Below are 22,029 nucleotides of genomic sequence, written 5' to 3'. Positions count from 1 at the left end.
CCAGAGTGTAGGTATACGTGTAAATCTATGCATATGCGCTACGACATTATTATCTTTCTGTGTATTTACAAGGTTATGCAAAATAATCTACTTTACATTGGCTCAAAAATTGGCACAGTAAAGCCAAGACCACGATTCTGGACTCGACGAGACTCCAGGCCCTCGGCAGGAACGTCAAAGACAGCCTCAAACCTATAGACTCCAGGAATTGCTTTGAGAGTCCATTCTTGTGCCTGTATATCTTCACCTAAGGGAACTGGAATAAACCCTCCAGGTTGTCCAGCGGGGTCAGTGGTATATCGAAGAGTTTTTCCGTTAATAAGTTTTCCTCGAGGATCTCTCAGGGTAATAGTTACTTTAGGATTACCACGGTATTCTCCGGAAGCTGCTCGTGTTTCTATAGCCGTCATATAGATACGTACACGATACATACCACATTCAGTATTTAAAATACTGCTGTCATCAGATCCTGATTCAAACCCCGCAGTAATCCTAATAGTAGCGGGTTCTTCACCTAAAGCAGTTGTATTTGAAATCCAATATTCTTTTCCATGAAACGTGCTCGGACGATTAGATCCAGCGGACTTGAGTTTTCCTCTGTCTGGATTCTTAATGGCCCACGAACCCGCCTGGCGAAATCCAGGGGCGCTCTTAGGGTCACATCGGGATGCAGCAACTGCTGGAACCGCTGTAGAAGCGATCACTATCGGGGTAGCCCATGCGACGCCCTTAGCCACAGCACGTCGATTAATAGGTATTGACTTATTTCTGGGCAAAAGATTCTCCTTGAATGCCTATGCATATCTTGTGAGTGAGTGTAATTGCTTCTCTGCTAACAAGTAATTATAACGCGCAAATTCCTATACATCTGTGAAGTGAAAATAACGCATATCTTCATCGAAGCAATATTCTAAATTTTAGGACAAAACACAATATCTCAACAAGTATAAGGTTGAACCTTTATATTTTCATTCTTAATAAGACATTACGCATGCCCAGCTTCTCGCATCTGCCGAAATTCTTTTTTGAGATCGGTAAGTTCATCACGTAAACGTGCCGCTAACTCAAACTGCAGGTTTTCTGCAGCCAGACGCATCTGCTCACTCAATTGTTCGATAAGTTCCAACAGATCCTCAGCAGGCTCAGCTGCGAGACCATCGGCGCGAACACGGTCTTGAGCTTTGGCAAGAAGAGCATCCGACTCTGGGGTACTTGCTGCGATCTTCGAAGAAGTACTTGACCCTGTCTTCGCTCCGGCTTCAACTGTTCGAGAACCTTTCTTACCGCTCTTGCGTAATTGCAAAAGCTCATGGGTATCTTCCTCTTCGCGAGCGAGAACATCTGTAATATCCGCAATTTTCTTCCTCAGAGGCTGCGGATCTATGCCGTGCTCCCGGTTATACGCCTGTTGAATCTCTCGACGACGGTTCGTCTCGTCAATAGCAGTACGCATTGAATCGGTAACAGTATCTGCATACATATGTACCTGCCCCGAGACGTTACGTGCTGCACGACCAATCGTCTGGATGAGCGAGGTCGTCGAACGTAAGAATCCTTCTTTATCAGCGTCCAAAATGGCCACCAGTGAGACCTCAGGAAGGTCCAGTCCCTCACGAAGCAGATTAATACCTACCAGAACATCAAAAGTGCCCAAGCGAAGCTCACGTAACAGCTCTACGCGTTTGAGAGTATCTACATCGGAGTGCAAATATTGCACACGTACTCCATGCTGCACCAAATACTCGGTCAAGTCTTCTGCCATACGTTTGGTTAGAGTCGTCACCAAAACACGCTCGTCGCGTTCGGTACGCTCTTGAATTTGTTCAAGAAGGTCATCAATCTGCCCCTTCGTGGGCTTTACAATAATCTCTGGGTCCACCAGTCCTGTTGGACGAATAATCTGTTCAACATAACCATCAGCCTGTGAAAGCTCATACTTGCCGGGAGTAGCCGAAAGATAAATAGTTTGCCCTATGCGCTCTAAGAATTCATCCCATTTTAGAGGGCGGTTGTCCATGGCAGAAGGCAGACGGAACCCATGTTCCACGAGCGTACGTTTACGAGACATATCGCCTTCGTACATGGCACCGATTTGAGGTACCGTCACGTGTGACTCGTCGATAATAAGCAGGAAATCATCGGGGAAATAGTCTAACAGACAATGCGGAGCCGAACCTGCTGAACGACCGTCGATATGGCGTGAATAGTTCTCAATACCACTGGTGAACCCCATCTGTTCCATCATCTCAAGGTCATAGGTGGTACGCATACGTAGTCGCTGTGCCTCCAGAAGCTTCCCCTGAGATTCTAGCGTTTGTAGACGTTCCTGGAGCTCGTCTTCGATGGAAGCAATAGCGCGAGCCATACGCTCAGGACCAGCAACATAGTGGCTCGCCGGGAAGACATACATCTCGTCTTCTTCTCGAATAACCTCACCCGTGAGCGGGTGCAGAGTATAGATAGCCTCAATTTCATCGCCGAAAAATTCAATACGAATAGCATGCTCTTCGTACATAGGGATGATTTCGACAGTATCACCCCTCACCCGAAAGGTTCCACGGTGAAAATCCATGTCGTTGCGGGCGTACTGCATATTCACGAATTGGCGCAGCAGATCATCACGATCTATCTCATCCCCGCGCTTAAGAGTGACCATCTGCTCCACATATTCTTCGGGCGTACCCAAACCGTAAATACACGAAACAGTCGAGACCACAACAACATCGCGGCGAGTCAAAAGGGAATTCGTAGCAGAGTGCCGCAGGCGTTCTACTTCTTCATTGATTGAGGAGTCTTTCTCAATAAAAGTATCCGTCTGCGGAACATAGGCCTCAGGCTGATAGTAGTCATAGTATGAGACGAAATACTCGACCGCGTTATTGGGCAAGAGCTCACGCAGTTCATTGGCTAACTGGGCAGCAAGAGTCTTATTCTGCACCATAACAAGCGTCGGGCGCTGCACAGATTCGACCAGCCACGCCGCCGTAGCAGATTTACCGGTGCCGGTGGCACCCATCAGAACGATGTCTTTTTCACCGTTCTCCACGCGCTCAGTAAGCTCAGCAATAGCCTTAGGCTGATCACCAGCTGGCTGATATGGGCTGACAACTTCAAAAGGGGCTACGACTCGTTTAATCTCCGGAGCAAGACTCATACATCTATTCTAGTTGATGTATTCGAGAAATCAGAGGGTTTCACTCTAGGAAGATGTATGCCACCATCTAAGAAATTAATGGGTCTCATATTCCACACGATCCAAACTTGATACTTATTTAACTACAGCTCCCGATAGCTGCATGAAATCTCGTACTGTCATGGGCAGGTAGCCATTTAGCGCTCCCATGAGAGCGGCGAGCGTATCGTCTTCGTCAGCTTCCGTTGGAATGCCGACCGCAGGCATAGTAATCCGTTGCTTATAAAGATCGAGTACAGCACAGATCGTGCGCCCTGGAACATCCAGAACGTGAAAATTGCCGCGATGCGCAACCGGGCGAATATTTTTATCCGGGGTAATAATCAAAGATCGCAGATCTGGCGCAACCCGAGAATCAAACCGTGGAGCGCCATTTTGCGACGGTGCATTACAGGTATCATCCTCATCAGTGCTCTGAGGAAAGCACTCACCTACAAGAGCCGTCACTACGACGTACCGCGTCCCCATTTTCATGGCGCGGTGCACGTTAATTTCAGCGTACTCTTCAACACGGTATCCCAGCTCAAGCCCACATCGAATATCGTTCTCTGAATCTTCTACTTCTTCATCCCAGAAACATGAGAAGCAAGTATCTGGTGCACCCCGCTCTATGGTATGCACGCGTTGGTAGTCATCGTCGAGGAGCATAACAGATAGTTCATACCCATCAGGAATTTCACGTATACCTGTAGCACTCAGCGCCACAGCTTCATTGGAGTTTCCCAACGGAAAAGTTTCCCACAGACTGGGTATAAAGGGGTTAACTGCACCATCGAGCGCTGGGTTACATGAGACTGGCTGAGGTTCAGTTTCCATAGGCCGATAAAAATCTTGAGGCGGCATGGTCACAATTAGTCCACGCATCTTAGGTGCCAAACAGAGCTCTAGGGCTAGGAGTAGACGGGCAGCATGAGCACGAGTTATCACAGGGGCCTGGATGATATGCAGCATACGAGAATTATCTTGAGAGATTTTCTCCCCCACGCCGCGAGCTGCGTTGGAATACTGATTATAGAGGCGAACTAGGGTTCCTTGAGGAAGATTTTCGCCTACTTCTTGAAGAGTGACTGCAATACGTTCAATTTCAGAAGGAAAAGCACGGCAAATACGGTTAAGCTGTTGCGCAAAATCATGCGGCCGCTGCGTCAACACGTTCAGGAGCGTATCTAGGTTACCCTGCGCATAAGCATTGAGAATCTGCTCAACAGTCGCAGGTCCAATATCGGGCTTAGACGTATGTGCGATGGAGCTATGCTGTTCAGAGTTAAAATGCACGGGAAAATTCTCGGCTTTCACTTGCGGTGTATATGGCAGACAATGCTGCACCGTATTCAACGTACCACAATCAGCACCAAGATACTATGCCTAGCCTAGTTTAAAATTTAGGGTATGCTCCAAATCTAATATGGCTGGGCTAAAAACATGGAATATCTACCCACCGAGTATCGTCCCATACGATATTTTCCCGACCAGAAGTTATTGCTATAACACGTTCCTGTGCCTCGCGCTTCTCCTGCTCCCGGTCGAAAACATCTAGAGAGATCTGGGCGCCGTCTACAAGATAATCCGTACCTAAGACTTCAATTCCTGATGCTCGAATCTCATTCTCCACTCGCCCAGCCTCAGCCAGAGAAACTAAAACGGTGCCTACCCGCATCCGTTCCCGAGAATCAAAATGGGCGTTATCGAGAGTCTGCACCACCGCATCGGTATAGGCACGCACCAATCCGCCAGCGCCCAGTTTGATACCCCCAAAATAACGAACAACAACGGCCACAAGATCAGAAAGGTCAGTACCGCCCTCATCAATGCGTGTCTGGCGTGCTAAAAGAGCTTGAAGCATTGGAATTCCTGCAGTACCGGCAGGTTCGCCATCGTCCGATGAACGTTGAATTTCACGGTCCGCTCCAAGAACAAAGGCCGAACACACATGGCGGGCATCGTGATAGCTCTTCCGAAGCGAATCTATGTAAGTGCGTGCCTCATCTGTTGTGTATACGCGTTTAACATGACCAATAAATTCGCTACGCTTAATCTCAAGAAGACTCTCATAGGGCTCTATTCCATGCAATACTGTGTATCGTTGTGCACGGGATTCTTGGAACATTTGAGTACTCACAACTACTATTCTAGGGGTTTCATGGGCGTTACACAGTACCGTCGCTACGCGCTGACAGGCGGCATTGGAAGCGGTAAAAGCACAGTCGCGCGGATGTTCAGGGATCTAGGCGCCGTTATTATTGATGCAGATGCGATCTCGCGTGAACTCATGGAGCCTGGGCAGGAAGTCCTTGCTCGCACAGTCAACCTCTTCGGAGAGTCCGTCCTCAATGCAGACGGAACCCTTAATCGTGCTCGTTTAGCGGAACGTATCTTTGCCCATGACGCAGAGCGAAAGAAACTCAACGCTATTGTGCATCCCAAAGTTCGTGCTCGCGCCTCTGAGATTGTTGACGATGCAGTAAACTCCCCCAACTTTTCGGGCATTATCATTGATGATATTCCGCTCCTGGTTGAGACTCACCGCGCTGCAGAATTTGATGCTGTCATTGCGGTACAGACAGATCTCCCCATTCGTCTAGAGCGACTTAGCAAAAATCGGAATATGTCTTATGCAGAAGCCCAAGCACGCATTTCTGCTCAAGCCACCGATCAACAGCGCTCCGCCATTGCTCGGTGGGTTATTACCAATAGTGGATCTCGTGATGATACTCAAGCACAGGTTCAAAAGGTTTGGGACGAACTACGTGCTGAGGTCTAAAACTGTACGCGAGAAAAGACGCACAATACTACACGAGGGTTCCCCAGGTTTGGGGAACCCTCGTGCGTGATATTTATGCTCTAGAACTAGAGGCTACTCTATAAACGAATAAACCTTAGTTACCAGTCAGCTTCTTACGCAGTTCTGCTAGAGCCTCGTCAGATGCGAGAGTACCAGCGGAAGACTTCTCATCGGAAGAGTAAGATGATGCGGGTGCTGGCTCAGCTGCGGCAACGGGAGCAGCAGCGGCTGCCTCTGCGTCAGCTTCAAGTGCTTTAGCAACCTGAACCTTGTGTGCCTCGAAACGAGCCTGTGCTTCTGCATACTGTGCTTCCCAAGCCTCGCGCTGTGCGTCAAAGCCTTCAAGCCATTCGTTAGCTTCGGGATCGAAGCCTTCGGGGTACTTGTAGTTGCCAGCTTCATCGTATTCAGCTGCCATACCGTACAGTGCGGGATCGAACTCAGTAGCGTTGGGATCAACGCCTTCGTTAGCCTGTTTGAGGGACAGGGAGATACGACGACGATCCATATCAATATCAATGATCTTGACGAAGAGCTCTTCGCCCACCGAAACAACCTGCTCTGCCAAATCAACATGGCGCACAGCAAGCTCAGAGATATGAACCAGACCCTCAATACCGTCTTCAACACGAACAAACGCACCGAAGGGAACGAGCTTAGTAACCTTACCGGGTACAATCTGACCCAGAGCGTGGGTGCGAGCAAATGCCTGCCACGGATCTTCCTGGGTAGCCTTCAAGGACAGCGAGACACGCTCACGATCCAGATCAACCTCAAGAACTTCAACGGTTACAGGCTGACCAACTTCGACAACTTCGGAGGGGTGGTCGATGTGCTTCCAGGAGAGTTCGGAAACGTGAACCAGACCGTCCACGCCACCCAAATCGACGAAGGCACCGAAGTTGACGATAGACGATACAACGCCTTCGCGTACCTGGCCCTTTTCGAGCTGGTTGAGGAAAGTGGAGCGAACCTCAGACTGAGTCTGCTCAAGCCATGCACGGCGAGAGAGAACAACATTGTTGCGGTTCTTGTCAAGCTCGATGATCTTAGCTTCGAGCTGCTGACCGATGTAGGGTGCAAGATCGCGAACACGACGCATCTCAACGAGGGATGCGGGCAGGAAGCCTCGCAGACCAATGTCAAGGATAAGACCGCCCTTGACAACCTCAATAACGGTACCGGTGACGACGCCGTCGTTTTCCTTGATCTTTTCGATGTCGCCCCATGCACGCTCATATTGTGCGCGCTTCTTGGAGAGGATCAGGCGACCTTCCTTGTCTTCCTTAGTCAGGACGAGAGCCTCGATTTCATCGCCAACTGCGACTACTTCACCGGGATCTACATCGTGCTTGATAGAAAGCTCGCGAGAGGGAATGACGCCTTCGGTCTTGTAACCGATGTCGAGCAGAACCTCGTCGTGATCAACCTTAACAACCTGACCGGAGACGAGATCGCCATCGTTGAAGTACTTGATGGTCTCGTCAACTGCCTTGAGGAATTCTTCCTCGTTGCCGATGTCGTTGATTGCGACCTGAGGGATGTTGGTGCTCATGTAGTTAGGGCTCCAATTGGATTAATAATAGGTCGACGTCTCCGGCAAGTTTGCGAGCGCTCACTTACTGTTTCCTACTCAAAGCACGAGAGGTGACGTCGAGTCTGACGGATACTTACCGCGCGTATCATCCGGAAGATGCGTAGGTACATGCCTCTGGTGCATAGGGATGCTGATACACGCGATTACTAGTGTACGTGTTTTTCGGGCGTGTCGTCAATGAACGACGCGCATCGATGCGGGTATTTCTTGCACTATTCTGTGTGCAATATATTCCGAATAAGTCCGACGGCATCGTTCATCTCTCTTCGCGGCTTCTGACTAGTGTCCGGCTTCTTCCCAGGACTTGCCCCAGCCAACTTGCACGTCGAGAGGAACCTTCAGCTCAATAGCTTCACTCATCTCCTCTACTAGGATGCGCTGCGCTGCTTCGCGTTCACCGACGGCAACTTCGAGGATAATCTCGTCGTGAACCTGCAAGAGCATGCGGGTCTTGAGCTTCTCTTCTTGAAGTCGGCGGTGAATGTTAATCATCGCGATTTTAATGATGTCTGCAGCTGTCCCCTGAATTGGAGCGTTGAGGGCAGCTCGTTCGGCTGCCTCACGTCGAGTTCGGTTTGGAGAGTCAAGATCTGGCAGTGAACGTCGGCGCCCATAAATAGTTTCGGTATAACCGTCGTTATGAGCCTGTTTGACGACCCCGCGCAGGAAACGCCCCACACGACCAAATCGTTTGAAGTAGTTGGTACGCAACTCCCCTGCCTCATCGGAACTAATATTAAGCTGCTTTGCGAGACCAAACCGAGAAAGACCGTATGCCAATCCATAAGACATTGCTTTAACTTTCGCACGCATCTGGGGTGTCACCTCTTCGGGGGCAACCCCGAACACCTCAGAGCCAACGTACCGATGCAGGTCTTCACCATCCGCATAAGCCTGGATTAATTTCTCATCGGCGGCGAGATGCACCATAATACGCATCTCAATCTGCGAGTAGTCGGCGGTGAGCAAACCTTCATACTCTACACCGTCTAAAACTTTTGGAGCCACGATAAAGGCACCGCGGATACGTCGTCCTTCATCAGTGCGGATTGGGATATTCTGCAGGTTTGGCGCCGTTGAGGAAAGACGCCCCGTTGATGCAGCATTTTGCTGGAAAGTAGTGTGTACACGACCATCTGTGACTGCCGCTTTTTGTAAACCTTCGACAGTCTGCTTGAGCTTGATATTATCTCGGTACGCCTGGAGCGCAATCAAGAATTGAGCACCATCTGATTCCGGCGATACTTTGGTCAACAAGTCAGCCACAGATTCTGAATCCGTTGAATACCCGGACTTAATTTTGCGGGTCTTCGGAAGACCGAGCCTCTCAAAGAGTACAGTTTGGAGCTGTTTCACAGATGCCAGATTGAGGGGCTCACCATTGACGTCACCGCCGATAAGTACTTTCGCCTGTTCCTCGGCCATGGATGCGCGTGAGCTAAACGTATCATTAAGCTCGTTTAGTAAGGCATCTGAGACAGCGATACCCGCCTGTTCCATATCGGCCAGAACGTACAGAAGCGGCAGCTCAATGTCTTCATAAATCTTAAGCTGGCCCTGTTCTTGCATTTCGAAGTGCAGAATACGCGCCAGTTCGTGAATAACCCGTGAAACCTGGGTAAAGTAACGTAGGTTCTCTTCACCGGGCATCTCAAAAAGTGAAAGGGCTTCCTCTGGAAAGACAAGTTCACTGAATTCCTGTCGGGGAATCCAAAGATATTTCTCAGCTAAATCCTCAATACGTTCAGCAAAGAGCCTACGATTCGCAGCTGCTATGTATCCGCACATATATGAGGATAGTGACGGATCTTCGATGGCTCCATCGAGTTTATACCCGTACTCACGTAAGAGTTTCCGCTGATTTTTGAGATCCATCACGATCTTACGCATTTGAGGGTCAGAAACCCACTCCGCAAATGCTGAGGCGAGATCTTCGGAAATATTCGTCAGGTTGATCCACAGCGATGATTCTTTCGAGGTCAGAATAATTCCTCGCAGTACCGGATTCTCTTCAGCAGCGCGAATCTTAGTCTTGGTAACTTTCACGCCTTCATGGGCTACAGGCACATCAATCACAGGGAAAAGCGTAACCGCGCCTTTAAGCCTTTCAGGAACCTCAATGGAATTACCCGATGCGTCATGCCCATACCCAACGTGGGCTGCATGCTCGCACCATGAACGAAAGTCTGCGGCCGATGTCACGGTGATCGCCTCATCGGTACGAATCGGCTCAAAGGTGGGACCACTCGGAACCCCGTTATCTGTCATGGGTTCTTCACCTGCGGTACGAGCTTGCGCGCCCAAAGCACGTATAACAGGCCCTAATATATCCTGGGCCCGCTTACGAATAGTGCGGAATTCCACTTCATCGAAGAACGTTTCAAGCTCCTGAAGGTCCGGAATAAACCGCATTTGATCGAACTCAACATCCAAATTGAGCGTGTCAACAAGCTGGTTGAGGCGACGGTTCCTGCGCACATTCTCAATGTTTTCGCGCAGAGCCTCACCTTTTTTACCTTTGATGTTCTCGCTATTAGCAAGTACACCTTCAAGATCACCGTACTCATGAAGCCATTTAGCAGCAAAACCTGGTCCAACTCCGGGGACTCCAGGCAGATTATCGGCTTGCTCACCGGTGAGCGCAGCGAGATCCGGATACAGCCGAGGTGGTACTTTTGTTTTTTTCTCAACCGCTGCAGGATCCATACGCTGAATACCTTTGGAGGGACCAGTCGTTACGGGATACAGCAATGTAACATCGTCCGTAACAAGCTGGAAAATATCGCGGTCTCCTGAAAGAATGAGCACTTTGTATTGAGCTTCTGATCCCTGCCGTGTCAGGGTCGCGACGATATCATCTGCCTCATAATTCTCCTGGGTGAGCGCCGGGATTTTCAGAGCTCCGAGCATCTTCTTAATGAGATCAAGCTGCCCGTCGAAGGCTTCAGGGATAACGTTACGGCCGCTCTTATATTCGCTGTATTCCTCCGTGCGAAAAGTACCACCGGGCAGATCGAATGCCACCGCAATATGGCTAGGGTTATGGTCTTTAATAATGTTCAGCAAGGTAGACAGGAAGGCATGAACTGCTTCCGTATGCTGCCCGTCGCTTCGCACAAAAACATGGTTTCCCGTTTTCTCTGCCATTGTATAAATGCCAAAGAAAGAGCGAAGGGCCAGTGAATGTCCATCAATAAGGAGCAGGGTATTTTCTGAGTTACTCACAATCCCATTCTAGAGGTTTTCGACGGCGTGAGTGATAGTGAACGCAACACGCCTGAAAACTTCTAAAAGGCCTAGTACCGGCTAGGCGTTTTCATGTCATGAACGTCTGTCCTGTCGCTGGATAAACATATTCATTCACGCTAGGATATAACTCTATACTTGAGTGTTCCCTGAGAATACCGGGGATGAGCGGCATGGATCTTATCGGTCCCAACACACATAGGAAATTATGAAACTACTCAAAAAGATCCCTCTCCTTGCCTGGATTGTGATTGCAATTCTTGCAGGTGTTCTTATCGGTGCTACAACTCCTGGGATGATCGGTGGCATAAATAGCGGGCTGGGTACCTCTATCCCTACCGATGTTGTAGTTCAGATCTTTGTCTCGTTCTCTACTGTTTTCAGTGCGTTCCTGAGCTTCTCTATTCCGCTTATTATTATCGGTTTTATCGTTCCAGGAATTGGTTCGCTAGCCCAAGGTGCAGGTAAGATGCTGGGCATTACCGTAGCTCTATCATATCTTTCCAGTATTGTTGCTGGATTTTTAGCTTTAACGGCGGCACTATTCCTGTACCCTATTTTGTTGAAGGGGCAACGGTTAGAATCTTTTGATAACCCTGAAAATGCACTCTCGACAGGATACATCAAGTTTGAACTTGACCCCATTATGGGAGTGATGAGCGCACTCATTCTGTCCTTTATCCTAGGTCTGGGAATAACAGCCCTCAAGACTCGTAGCATGCTCAATCTCTTCGAGGATTTTCAAGTTATCATTGAGAAGCTTCTCAGCTACGTTATTATTCCGCTTCTACCCATCCATATCGTGGGTGTCTTTGCGAATATGACCCTTGCGGGCCAGGTTGCTAAGATTCTCTCGGTCTTTGGCATGGTATTCATTATGGTCATTATCTTGCACTGGGTAACGCTAACGCTACAGTACACAGTTGCCGGAAGCGTTTCAAAGCGCAACCCGTTTAGGATGCTCAAGACCATGATGCCCGCCTATTTCACGGCCATCGGAACCCAGTCCTCAGCAGCTACCATCCCGGTAACGGTTCGATCCGCGAAGAAGGCTGGTATTTCTCCTCGCGTGGTTGATTTCGCTATTCCGCTATGCGCTACCATCCACCTTTCGGGTTCTATGATCACGATTACTTCATGTGCAGTCGCAGTCCTGTATATGACTGGGCAAAACCCCAATTTTGCCTCAGTAACTCCAGTGGTGCTTATGCTAGGCATTATGATGGTCGCGGCCCCGGGTGTACCCGGCGGAGGTGTGATGACCGCCATCGGGCTACTGGAGTCGATGCTTGGTTTCAATGAATCCATGATCGCCCTCATGATTGCTCTGTACCTTGCTCAAGACTCTTTCGGTACCGCAACTAATGTCACCGGAGACGCCACCATTGCAACGTTTACCGAACGTATCTCTAAAATGTTGGGGGTTGATCCAACTGCCGGGATTAGCGATGAAGACATCGAAAAAGCAGAAGCAATTTCGGCATAGCCTTGTCCTAAACGACGGGGTGCGCGTCCAAAAACCTTGGATGCGCACCCCGTTATTCATATGGAGCTTTACTTACACCTTACTTATTCCGTACGAGTGCTTCGCTAATATGCTGACACCCTTTCCAACCCCAATAGATGCGATGGTTCACAATAAGCCCATCGGATATTTCCATGAGCTCTAAGATATCTATTTGTTCTCCTTCAGGAGTTTCTCGCGGATATTCCCACACCAAAGTTTTCCCATTAGTCAGATACTCCCCCGTGCGGTACCAACGTACAAGTTCATTCGGACGACGCTGGGTGCCCTCTTCCAGAAAATGCTTAATCGCTTCTCGTCCCCGCAAAACGCCGCCGCCAGCTCCGGGAATTATTGCTGGCACGAGGGGGCTTTCAAAAACTGCGTCCTCAGCGTAAAGGCTGAGCAGTCCTTCAGTATCACGGTTTTTAGCGTACCGATGCCATTCTTCATAGATACGTGCATGATCATCCATATTCTTACACCTTCCAAAGCAAGAATCTCGTTTCTTCTCAATCCCGACAAACACATACTTGATAAGAGCTCTTTTTCTACTCCACCCTATCACTGGGAGTACACTTGAAGGCATGACTGAATCTACCCCTAAACTATCTGCTGACCTTGTAGCACAGCTCAACGAGCACGGTGTGCCCGCAGAGACTCATAAATTCTTTCCGAAGGGCTTGGGAGAGCTAATCCCCCGTATGGGAATTATCTTTAGTGAGCTAACTGCTGAGCGAGCTGTGGCATCCATGCCTGTGCAGGGGAATACCCAGCCTGTCGGTTTGCTCCACGGAGGTGCCTCGGCTGTTCTTGCAGAAACTCTTGGTTCATTAGCAGCAGGTATCCATGGAGGAGTTGACTCCATAGCCGTTGGGGTAGATCTCAATGCAACTCACGTGCGCCCAGCCATTAGTGGCCACGTTACGGGAATCTGTACGGCAGTTAAGCTGGGACGTACCGTTTGCGTACACACTATAGAGATTATGGATGAGTCCGATCGAACTATTTGTACAGCTCGTATAACTAATATGATCATTCCACGACCCTAAAGCAGACATATAGAGGATTGATATGGCGCGCCAACCGTATTCCAAACGCTATCCAAAAATCGTCCGCGCAAAACGTATTACATTGCCCTTAGCCATAGCTGCTCTACTGGTATGTTGGGTTGCCGCTATGGGAAATCCAGGAAGTTTCTGGTGGCTAGGACTTTTCATAGCAGCCGGCGTTTTACTCTGGGCTGGGTCCCCAACAGCACGCCCGATTAAAGGTCCTCATGGTAGTGATGACGATGACGACATAACCCGTATAATGCGACGCTAATACATTCATTTCAAGGCTGTCGTGAACAAATAAAAGCGTAAAACAGGAGTGTGGATTTTCAGGACAACAAGAGTCTTGTTGTCCTGAAAATCCACACTCCTGAATTTTATATTCTAGAGCAGCAGCTAATCATCGTTTGGGACTTGACACTAAGGTCCCAAAATATTACTCAGACAGCTGCTTGATAATAGTATCAGATACCTCTCGCATGGAGAGGCGACGGTCCATTGAGGTCTTCTGAATCCACCGGAATGCCTCAGGCTCGGTGAGGTTCATTTTGGTGATAAGCAAAGACTTGGCACGATCTACGAGCTTTCGAGTCTCAAACTGATCACGAATAGTTGTGACCTCTTTCTCTAGCGTACGCAGCTGTTCATATCGAGAAAGCGCCACCTCGATAGCGGGGAAAAGGTCATTAGGAGTAAAGGGCTTGACCACATATGCCATGGCCCCAGCTTCAACAGCACGATCCACCAGCTCTTTCTGGCTGAAAGCGGTCAGGAGCACCACAGGCGCTATTTTTTCCTTTCCGATTTCCTCGGCGGCTGTAATACCGTCCATAATCGGCATTTTGACATCCATGAGCACCAAATCGGGATGGTGTTTTTTGGCAAGCTCGATAGCGGTTTTACCATTATCGGTCTCTGCCACGACCTCGAACCCTTGGTCCTTCAGGATTTCGACGATGTCCAGGCGAATCAATGCTTCGTCTTCGGCAACCACAACGGTGCGCGCCGAGACCTGCTCTCCCTCGTGTTCGTGAGCGGTCTTCTCTGACATAACTCTCTCCTTGGTCTATTTTCAGTCGCCTTTATTCTACAGTAGTTAATAAAACTTCATCTACTGTATAAGGTTGAAATTTGTATGTTTCTCGTCTAGATGTCAAACTATCGTCGAGGATTCAAAGAATACTGTGGATATTTCTTGCTCTATGTAATTCGATTTTCTGCCAATCGATAGGGTAGAATCTTATGCGTACCTTTGAGTACAAGCCCGAGTGGCGGAATTGGCAGACGCGCCTGACTCAAAATCAGGTTCTTCGGAGTGTGGGTTCGAGTCCCACCTCGGGCACATTGATTAAACTCGTCTCGACCATAGTTATGGTTTTTAGACGAGTTTTTATTTTCCTGGAGCTCCAGTTCAATAGATTGGGTACCCGCAACTCATATAGTGGGTCTTTCCGCATATAGAAAGTCCCGCCTCCTACATCAAGGAGGCGGGACTTCTCATAGATTCAGTTCGAAAGATGTTTACACGATAAAGAAGAATCTTACTTGTGTTCGTCTTCCCCGTAGGGGCGCAGATGTTCACGCTCTTCCGGCTCATGCTCGCCGGAACCCTGTTCCTTAATACGGTGTACCTTAACCATATTGGTTGATCCCGCCACCCCGGGAGGGGAACCTGCAGCAATCACAATAAGATCACCCGGTTCTGCGAGCTTATGCTCGACCAGGTAGTCATTTACGATGTCGGTCGTACCGTCAATGTTGGTCGCCACCGGCGCATGCGCAGCTTCAACACCCCACAACAGTGAGATAAAAGCACGCACCTTTGGGTTGGGGGTGAAAGCAAGTACCGGCTGCGCAGGGCGTAGACGTGCTAAACGGCGTGCTGAGTCACCCGTCTGGGTAAAAGTACTAATGTAATCTACATCCAATTGTTCCGCAATGTTTACAGCTGCACGCGTGATGGCACCACCACGGGTACGAGGCTTACGGTCCAGCTGTGGTACGCGGTATAGACCTTTTTCCTCAGTATCACGAATAATGGAGGCCATTGCCGCAATGGTAATAATGGGGTAATTGCCTACCGAAGTCTCGCCGGAGAGCATCACCGCATCGGCGCCATCCAAGATTGCGTTTGCACAGTCAGAGACTTCCGCGCGCGTAGGAGTCGGGCTAGAGATCATGGACTCAAGTACCTGAGTTGCCACGATAACGGGCTTAGCCCAGCGGCGAGCCATCTCAATAGCTTTCTTCTGAACCAGTGGCACCTCAGAGAACGGCAGTTCCACGCCAAGGTCGCCACGGGCAACCATGATGCCATCAAACTTGTCGATAATATCTTGCAGATTATCAACGGCTTGAGGCTTTTCGATCTTGGCAATCACCGGAATACGGATACCCTCTTCGGCCATGATCTCATGAACGCGGTTTACGTCTTTCCCGCTACGTACAAAGGAAAGAGCAATAATATCTACGCCCAAATTCAGGGCAAAACGAAGGTCAGCCTCATCCTTCTCGGTCAGTGCGGGAAGAGAAACGGCCGCCCCAGGAAGGTTGATGCCTTTATTGTTTGAAATAGGTCCGCCTACAATCACACGAGTGCGAACACGAGTTGGAGTTACTTCAACGGCTTCCAGCTGGATCTTACCGTCATCCAGCAAAAGTTTATCGCCAGGCTTCACATCGCCAGGAAGACCTTTATAAGTCGTACCACAGATGTCTTTGGTACCCTCAACGTCCTCAGAAGTAATCGTAAAATCAGCGCCAGGCTTTAGATATTCTTCCCCGTTTACAAAGCGCTCCAAACGGATCTTAGGACCTTGCAGATCAGCAAGAATAGCTACTTCTTTCCCCAACGCCGCGGATTGTTCACGGATAGTTGTGTAAGAGTTAGTGTGAACGTCATGGTCACCGTGACTCATATTCAGACGGGAAACATTCATACCCGCCTTGATCGCTTCCGCAATTTTTTCGGGAGAAGAAATAGCCGGACCAATGGTTGCAACGATTTTTGCGCGCCTCATGTACCTAACCTTCGTGTGTTGGGGTGGAACCTTCTAAGAAAGATACCCATAATATAGATGGAACCTTCTCATCAGGAGTCCCAATTATTCCCACACAACACCATGTATACACAACATGGCATGTGCGGCATTCATCCCTTCTAGTATATTCCTTCTCAAGCGTTTTCGGGAGGAAAATTCTCGGTATTTTCAGGAAATCCTTGTTTTAACCTCGAACTATGTTGCCCACTCAAGACTCACGTGCTCTCTACCTGCCCCTCAGAACAATAATTAGGTTTTAGTTGTTTTCTGACATCTCATTTGAAACTATGGCCAAGCGCTCCTGTCCGAGAAACAAATATGCCCACATCATGTATGACACACCTTGATGTTCATCGCTCACTCCCCTCTTCCATGTGATAAAAACGACACGCCAGTATTGGCTAAGCAATTTCACATTTATCACCACCTGCCATAGACTGGAATCAATAATTAGTATCTTGTATGCAAATTTGCTTTGGGAGGCTTCAGTGACCATTCGTGTGCTGATTATCTTCGGTTCAACCTATGGGTACACCGAGCGTTATGCGAACTGGATAGCAGAAGATCTGCGAGCATTACCACAGGCTCCTGAAGTCGATACTTTACGGGCTACAGAAGTAACCCCTGAACTTGTGGAAGCAGCGGACTCCGTTATTATTGGCGGTAGCGATTACGGCGGGTTCCTTACAGGCGCTCCCAGCCTCAAGAAGAAGATTGTTCCCTTTATTCTCCCTAAAAAGGAACGTACTGCATTCTTCACGGTTTCCTTCACAGGCGAGTACTCCAAGAAACTGCTCGACAAGGCTGTCGCTAAAAGTTATACTGCAGAACTCACCGATGGACGCCCGACTTTCCATTTACGTGGTGGGATTGACTTTTCAGAGCTTTCACTTGCTCATAAGACCGCTCTTAAAGGCCCGGTTCGCGCTTGGTTGATGGCTAATCCAAACCCCAACGAAGGTATTCAGCAAATGCTTGAGTGCTATAAAACCGGTCACGCGGATTACACCAACCGAGAGTCTCTAAAACCACTTGTTGAAGCAATATCCAAATTCCTCTGATATTGCATAGCAGGTTACCAAAATAGACTTGGCCGGAGGTTTTCTCTCCTCCTCCGGTCTATTGATTCCGGATGCGGGTGCGAGGCCGCGCCGATAACGTATTCGGTTGCAGGGGGTGGGTCTTGTGTGTGCGGCCCACCCCCTCCTTTTATCTTTCATCAAGGAAAAAGTCAGGTCCTCTCCACCATTGAAATAGTGAAGAGGACCTAAGGTTAGTTGTCCAGGAATTTACGATTTAGATTTTTTCCACGGGATCTCAGGGGTTTTATCCTGCTTATCACCGGTCTGAACCCTATCTGCAGGCTCCTCGTGGGTGCCTGGTTCTTTGTCTTTTGTAGCTTTCTTCTCTTCCGTTACCTTCTTTTCAGATATCTGAGATTCTTCCAAGATCTCTTTACCCTGGTTAGAAACCTCATCCGGATCTTGGGCGGCAGTCTTCTCTGAGTTAGGGGTATGCTGAACAGATGGCCCCTGAACTGGAGCTTCAGCAATGCCCGCTGCAGCTTTAGCCCTAGCGCGGATACCAGCGGCAACAAAGCCGATCAACCCTAGTACAATCAGGGCACCCGATGTCCACACGTGAACCCGCAGCCCCAGAAGTGTTTCAGAGGTATCAATACGCAGGAACACTTCAATGAAGAACCGTCCAATACCGTAGTACAGCACATAGAGCCAAAAAGTTTGTCCGCGCTTCAGGAACCTATTCCCCAGAAAAATTAGAAGGAATGCGCCCACAAGGTTCCATAATGATTCGTAAAGGAACGTGGGATGAAAGAGAGTTCCTGCGGGATATTGAGCAGGAAAATTCCCACTCGATTGACTAATCTCCAAACCCCACGGAAGGGTAGTAGGCTTACCGAAAAGCTCCTGATTAAACCAGTTGCCCCAACGACCAAAAGCCTGCGCCAAAATAATACCTGGTGCAACTGCATCCGCAAATGCTGCATAGTTAATCTGGTATCGGCGACAAGCAATCCAGGCCCCCAGGGCTCCTACGGACACCGCTCCCATAATGCCGATGCCGCCTTCCCAAATCTTCAGGAAAGCCCAAGGATCAGAGACATTGGGACCAAAATAGCTGCCAGGGTCTGTAATGAGCACATGGTAAGCACGCGCCCCAATAATTCCAGCGGGAATAGCCCACATTGCCACGTCATATACGCGCTCACGTGTGCCGCCAACTTGTGCCCAGCGCCGAGCGCTAAGCCATAGACACACGATTATTCCGGCTAAAATGCAAAGTGCGTAAAAATGGATACGAAACGGCCCAAGCTGAAGATAAGATACACTCGGTGACGGGATTGACGCCAGAGGAAGGGATACTGCTGAGGTAAAGGATTCCGATAATATAACATTCATACTATGCACGTCCTGCAAGTTCACGAGTTAGTGCTCCCACCGCAATAGGACCTCCATCAGCTAGAGCTTTTACAAGTGCCGTTCCTACAATCACACCATCTGCATAAGTTCCGATCTCTTCAACATGAGCACGAGTTGAAACGCCTAAACCAACACACGCGTATTCAGCGCCTGCAGCATGAAGGTTTTCGACAAGTCCTTGGGCAGCTTCTGAGACTGAGGTGCGAGCCCCTGTAACGCCCATGACAGAAACGGCATAAACGAACCCGCTCGAAGCCTTAGCGATAGTCTCTAAACGTTGAGGCGATGATGATAGCGCCGCCAAGAAAATACGATCTAACCCGTATTTTTCAGAGGCTTCGAACCAAGCCGATGCTTCATCGGGCACTAAATCTGGAGTGATCATTCCAGCTCCTCCAGCAGCCGCAAGATCACGTGCAAAATTATCAACACCGTAGGCAAGTACGGGGTTCCAATACGTCATCACGACAACGACAGCTTGGGTTGCCTCAGTAATGCGCCGTACAGCATCAAAAACCCGAGAAAGTTTGAAGCCGCCTTCTAATGCGGCACCTGTTGCGTGCTGGATAACGGGGCCGTCCATGACCGGATCCGAGTACGGTACGCCCAGCTCAATAATGTCGGCACCGTTATTGCCTAATTCGATAGCTGCTGCCACAGAATCTTCAAAGTTGGGAAAACCTGCGGGGAGGTACCCGATAAGTGCTGCACGCCCATCTTCTTTGCATTCGCGTAACCGCTGCACGAGAAGCGAGTTCGGGTTTTGGGGCGGGAAGGTACCGTCAAGGACTTCGTACTTTGCCGCATGCGGCTGTGCGTCTTGATAGCTCATGCGTGCGCCTCGCTTTCTGCCTGCACTGCCTTCTCAGCAACTGCCTCTTTATTGCCTGTCATGAGAGAAGATGACGGGGTTGCTTTCCCTAGATCGAACCATTTCAAGGCGGTCTCCATGTCTTTATCGCCACGACCAGATAGGCACACCACCATTATTTTTTCACGGGCAGACTCAGAATCTTGATGCGCCCACTCCTGGCAGACCCGTAACGCACCGGCAAGTGCATGCGCCGATTCGATGGCAGGAATAATACCTTCAGTACGGCAAAGCAGTTGAAAAGCATCCATAGCTTCAGTATCGGTCACCGGCTGGTAGCTGACACGGCCTAAGTCTGAAAGGTATGAGTGTTCGGGCCCAACGCCGGGATAGTCCAGGCCAGCAGAAATCGAATGCGACTCTATAGTTTGCCCATCTTCGTCTTGCATCAGGTAGGTTACGGCACCGTGAAGCATTCCTGGGCGTCCTAGATTAATAGTTGCGGCGTGACGTCCGGTTTCTACACCGTCCCCCCCCGCCTCAAAACCGTAAAGTTTTACATCGCGGTCATCAAGGAATGCATGGAAGATTCCAATGGCGTTTGAACCCCCACCAACGCATGCAGAAACTCCGTGGGGAAGACGCCCAGTCATCTGTTGAATTTGTTCGCGTGCTTCAGAACCAATAGCATCATGAAAGAAACGCACCATAGTAGGAAAAGGATGTGCTCCCGCCGCTGTACCCAGCAGATAGTGAGTATTCTCGACATTAGCGACCCAGTCTCGAAGAGCCTCATTAATAGCGTCTTTCAGAGTACGGGAACCATTCTGAACGGCAATAACTTTCGCGCCCAAAAGCTGCATACGCGCCACGTTCAAAGCCTGCCGCTCGGTATCTTCTTCACCCATGTAAATCACACAGTCCATACCGAAAAGCGCAGCAGCCGTTGCCGTTGCTACACCGTGCTGACCAGCACCGGTCTCTGCGATCAGACGTGTCTTACCCATGCGCTTTGCGAGAAGTGCTTGTCCTAAAACATTGTTAATCTTGTGGCTACCGGTATGGTTAAGATCTTCACGTTTCAGAAAGATCCGAGCCCCAGCGTGCTCTGAGAACCGCGGAACTTCCGTTAGCAATGAAGGACGATTCGAGTATTCAGCAGAGAGTCGCTGAAATTCCGCAATAAACTCTGGATCCTGCTTAGCATTCTGGAAGGTAGACTCAAGCTCATCCATGGCGGCAATTAATGATTCAGGCATCCATCGCCCACCGTATTGCCCGAAGTAGGGACCGGGCGCATTTTTGAGGGATTTCCCCTCAAGAAATGCGTCTGCCAGGTGTTCACTCATTGTTGTCCTTCCCGGGTACTTTTATTTTCATCCATGAGTTAGGTTTGTACATTTAACTCATGGTACGGCTTGTTCGTATTCTTACTATTCTACGCGGAATGACATAGCGTCAGCGTATATAAAGAAAAGCCCTATGATTATTCACATGTGAAAAACTGTCATCTACGTAAGATAGCTCTAATCTGCATTAGAGATGAGGGACAGCCGAAAATTCACGTACAGTTTTCTCCGGGTCTCCAGATTTGACCAGAGTCTCACCAATAAGCACGACATCAGCACCAGCCTGCGCGTAGTTCTGTACATCGCTCAGCCCAGATACACCAGATTCTGCAACTTTAATAACGCTTTCCGGCAGGTCGGCCGCAAGCTCTGCATAATGCGCGTTCTTGACTTCAAGAGTTTTTAGGTTGCGAACGTTAATACCTATAATTTTGGCTCCGACACGCTGAGCGATAGATATTTCTTCTGAAGTATGTGCTTCTACGAGAGCATTCATACCAAGCGATTCGGCAAGCTCTAAGAAAGCGCTCAAGGTATCTTCTTCCAAGGCAGCAACAATAAGAAGCACCAGATCTGCGCCGTGTGCACGTGCTTCCCAAATCTGGTACTCATCAACAATAAAATCTTTACGCAATATGGGAATACTGACGTGAGCACGCACCGCGTCCAGATCCTCCAGGCTTCCGCCGAAACGGCGTTCTTCGGTAAGCACCGAAATAGCTGCTGCTCCTCCACGCTGATACTTCACCGCTAGTTCCGCTGGATCCGCTATTTCCCCCAGGACACCTTTCGATGGAGACGAACGTTTCACCTCTGAAATGATACGCACAGTTTGGCCATCACCACGTAAAGCACATACAGCGTCAAGAGCTGGTGCCGTAGAGAGCGCTAGCTCCTGCACCTTTTCCAGAGGATGTTTTGCACGACGAACCTCTAAATCCTCACGTACTCCACCAATAATTTCATCTAGTACGGTACTCAACAGTGTTCCTTCTCATAGTCACCAAATA

17 protein-coding genes and 1 tRNA gene are annotated in these 22,029 nt (G+C 49.2%); 5 read left to right on the top strand and 13 right to left on the bottom strand.

What is annotated here, in order from left to right; translation table 11 throughout:
- Positions 1-92: 92 nt before the first annotated feature.
- From HMPREF2625_RS10795 to HMPREF2625_RS11080, 4 genes are all read right to left on the bottom strand, one after another.
- Positions 93-776, bottom strand: coding sequence for a transcriptional initiation protein Tat (locus tag HMPREF2625_RS10795; RefSeq protein WP_083295651.1), 684 nt, complete (start codon positions 774-776; stop codon positions 93-95).
- Between the two features lie 209 nt (positions 777-985).
- Entirely contained in the window at positions 986-3,154 is a 2,169-nt protein-coding gene (uvrB, locus tag HMPREF2625_RS08015) for an excinuclease ABC subunit UvrB (RefSeq protein WP_004004576.1), read from the bottom strand.
- Positions 3,155-3,268: 114 nt separating this feature from the next.
- Positions 3,269-4,468, bottom strand: coding sequence for a hypothetical protein (locus HMPREF2625_RS08010; protein WP_246826755.1), 1,200 nt, complete (start codon positions 4,466-4,468; stop codon positions 3,269-3,271).
- A 139-nt stretch (positions 4,469-4,607) separates the two neighbouring features.
- A complete protein-coding gene (locus HMPREF2625_RS11080; protein ID WP_246826792.1) occupies positions 4,608-5,300 on the bottom strand; it encodes an IMPACT family protein in 693 nt (230 codons plus the stop codon).
- 33 nt (positions 5,301-5,333) lie between these two features.
- On the opposite strand from HMPREF2625_RS11080, the gene coaE reads away from it, so the two are divergent.
- Complete coding sequence (gene coaE, locus HMPREF2625_RS08000) at positions 5,334-5,954, top strand: dephospho-CoA kinase (RefSeq protein ID WP_246826754.1); 621 nt, start codon at positions 5,334-5,336, stop codon at positions 5,952-5,954.
- Between the two features lie 115 nt (positions 5,955-6,069).
- Here coaE and rpsA read toward each other — a convergent pair whose 3' ends face one another.
- Positions 6,070-7,530, bottom strand: a complete 1,461-nt coding sequence (gene rpsA, locus HMPREF2625_RS07995; RefSeq protein WP_004004572.1) for a 30S ribosomal protein S1 — start codon at positions 7,528-7,530, stop codon at positions 6,070-6,072.
- A 321-nt stretch (positions 7,531-7,851) separates the two neighbouring features.
- Positions 7,852-10,797, bottom strand: coding sequence for a DNA polymerase I (gene polA / locus HMPREF2625_RS07990; protein ID WP_083295649.1), 2,946 nt, complete (start codon positions 10,795-10,797; stop codon positions 7,852-7,854).
- 229 nt (positions 10,798-11,026) lie between these two features.
- Between polA and HMPREF2625_RS07985 the strand changes: the two genes are divergently transcribed.
- Positions 11,027-12,304, top strand: coding sequence for a dicarboxylate/amino acid:cation symporter (locus tag HMPREF2625_RS07985; RefSeq protein ID WP_070523742.1), 1,278 nt, complete (start codon positions 11,027-11,029; stop codon positions 12,302-12,304).
- 79 nt (positions 12,305-12,383) lie between these two features.
- Here HMPREF2625_RS07985 and HMPREF2625_RS07980 read toward each other — a convergent pair whose 3' ends face one another.
- The gene (locus HMPREF2625_RS07980; protein ID WP_070523739.1) at positions 12,384-12,797 is read right to left on the bottom strand and encodes a nuclear transport factor 2 family protein; all 414 of its coding nucleotides are present in this window, start codon (positions 12,795-12,797) and stop codon (positions 12,384-12,386) included.
- 112 nt (positions 12,798-12,909) lie between these two features.
- Here HMPREF2625_RS07980 and HMPREF2625_RS07975 point away from each other — a divergent pair, with 112 nt between their 5' ends.
- Entirely contained in the window at positions 12,910-13,374 is a 465-nt protein-coding gene (locus tag HMPREF2625_RS07975; RefSeq protein WP_070523736.1) for a PaaI family thioesterase, read from the top strand.
- Between the two features lie 439 nt (positions 13,375-13,813).
- Here HMPREF2625_RS07975 and HMPREF2625_RS07970 read toward each other — a convergent pair whose 3' ends face one another.
- Positions 13,814-14,428 carry an ANTAR domain-containing response regulator gene (locus tag HMPREF2625_RS07970; protein ID WP_048754317.1) on the bottom strand — a complete coding sequence of 205 codons (615 nt, stop codon included), beginning with the start codon at positions 14,426-14,428 and terminating at the stop codon, positions 13,814-13,816.
- A gap of 211 nt (positions 14,429-14,639) precedes the next feature.
- On the opposite strand from HMPREF2625_RS07970, the gene HMPREF2625_RS07965 reads away from it, so the two are divergent.
- Positions 14,640-14,719, top strand: a tRNA-Leu gene (locus HMPREF2625_RS07965).
- A 199-nt stretch (positions 14,720-14,918) separates the two neighbouring features.
- Here HMPREF2625_RS07965 and pyk read toward each other — a convergent pair.
- Positions 14,919-16,397: a pyruvate kinase gene (pyk, locus tag HMPREF2625_RS07960; protein WP_013398979.1), complete on the bottom strand. Its 1,479-nt coding sequence runs from the start codon at positions 16,395-16,397 to the stop codon at positions 14,919-14,921.
- Between the two features lie 509 nt (positions 16,398-16,906).
- On the opposite strand from pyk, the gene HMPREF2625_RS07950 reads away from it, so the two are divergent.
- On the top strand, positions 16,907-17,479 hold the full coding sequence (locus HMPREF2625_RS07950; RefSeq protein WP_013398977.1) for a flavodoxin domain-containing protein: 573 nt from the start codon (positions 16,907-16,909) through the stop codon (positions 17,477-17,479).
- Positions 17,480-17,707: 228 nt separating this feature from the next.
- On the opposite strand, the gene lgt is transcribed toward HMPREF2625_RS07950, so the two are convergent.
- The 4 genes from lgt to trpC form a co-directional block, all read right to left on the bottom strand.
- Entirely contained in the window at positions 17,708-18,838 is a 1,131-nt protein-coding gene (lgt, locus tag HMPREF2625_RS07945) for a prolipoprotein diacylglyceryl transferase (protein ID WP_083295648.1), read from the bottom strand.
- Between the two features lies 1 nt (position 18,839).
- Entirely contained in the window at positions 18,840-19,691 is an 852-nt protein-coding gene (gene trpA / locus HMPREF2625_RS07940; protein WP_070523728.1) for a tryptophan synthase subunit alpha, read from the bottom strand.
- Positions 19,688-21,019 (bottom strand): tryptophan synthase subunit beta, encoded by a 1,332-nt coding sequence (gene trpB / locus HMPREF2625_RS07935; RefSeq protein ID WP_070523724.1) that lies wholly within the window; start codon positions 21,017-21,019, stop codon positions 19,688-19,690. The genes trpA and trpB overlap by 4 nt, the downstream gene beginning before the upstream one ends.
- 187 nt (positions 21,020-21,206) lie before the next feature.
- Positions 21,207-22,001 (bottom strand): indole-3-glycerol phosphate synthase TrpC, encoded by a 795-nt coding sequence (gene trpC / locus HMPREF2625_RS07930; RefSeq protein WP_070523721.1) that lies wholly within the window; start codon positions 21,999-22,001, stop codon positions 21,207-21,209.
- Between the last annotated feature and the right edge of the window lie 28 nt (positions 22,002-22,029).

The sequence above is a fragment of the Rothia sp. HMSC064D08 genome, assembly GCF_001809525.1.
GTDB classification, from domain to species: domain Bacteria; phylum Actinomycetota; class Actinomycetes; order Actinomycetales; family Micrococcaceae; genus Rothia; species Rothia dentocariosa.
Note: the sequence above shows the minus strand (reverse complement) of the source record. Positions and strands in the feature narration are given on the sequence as shown.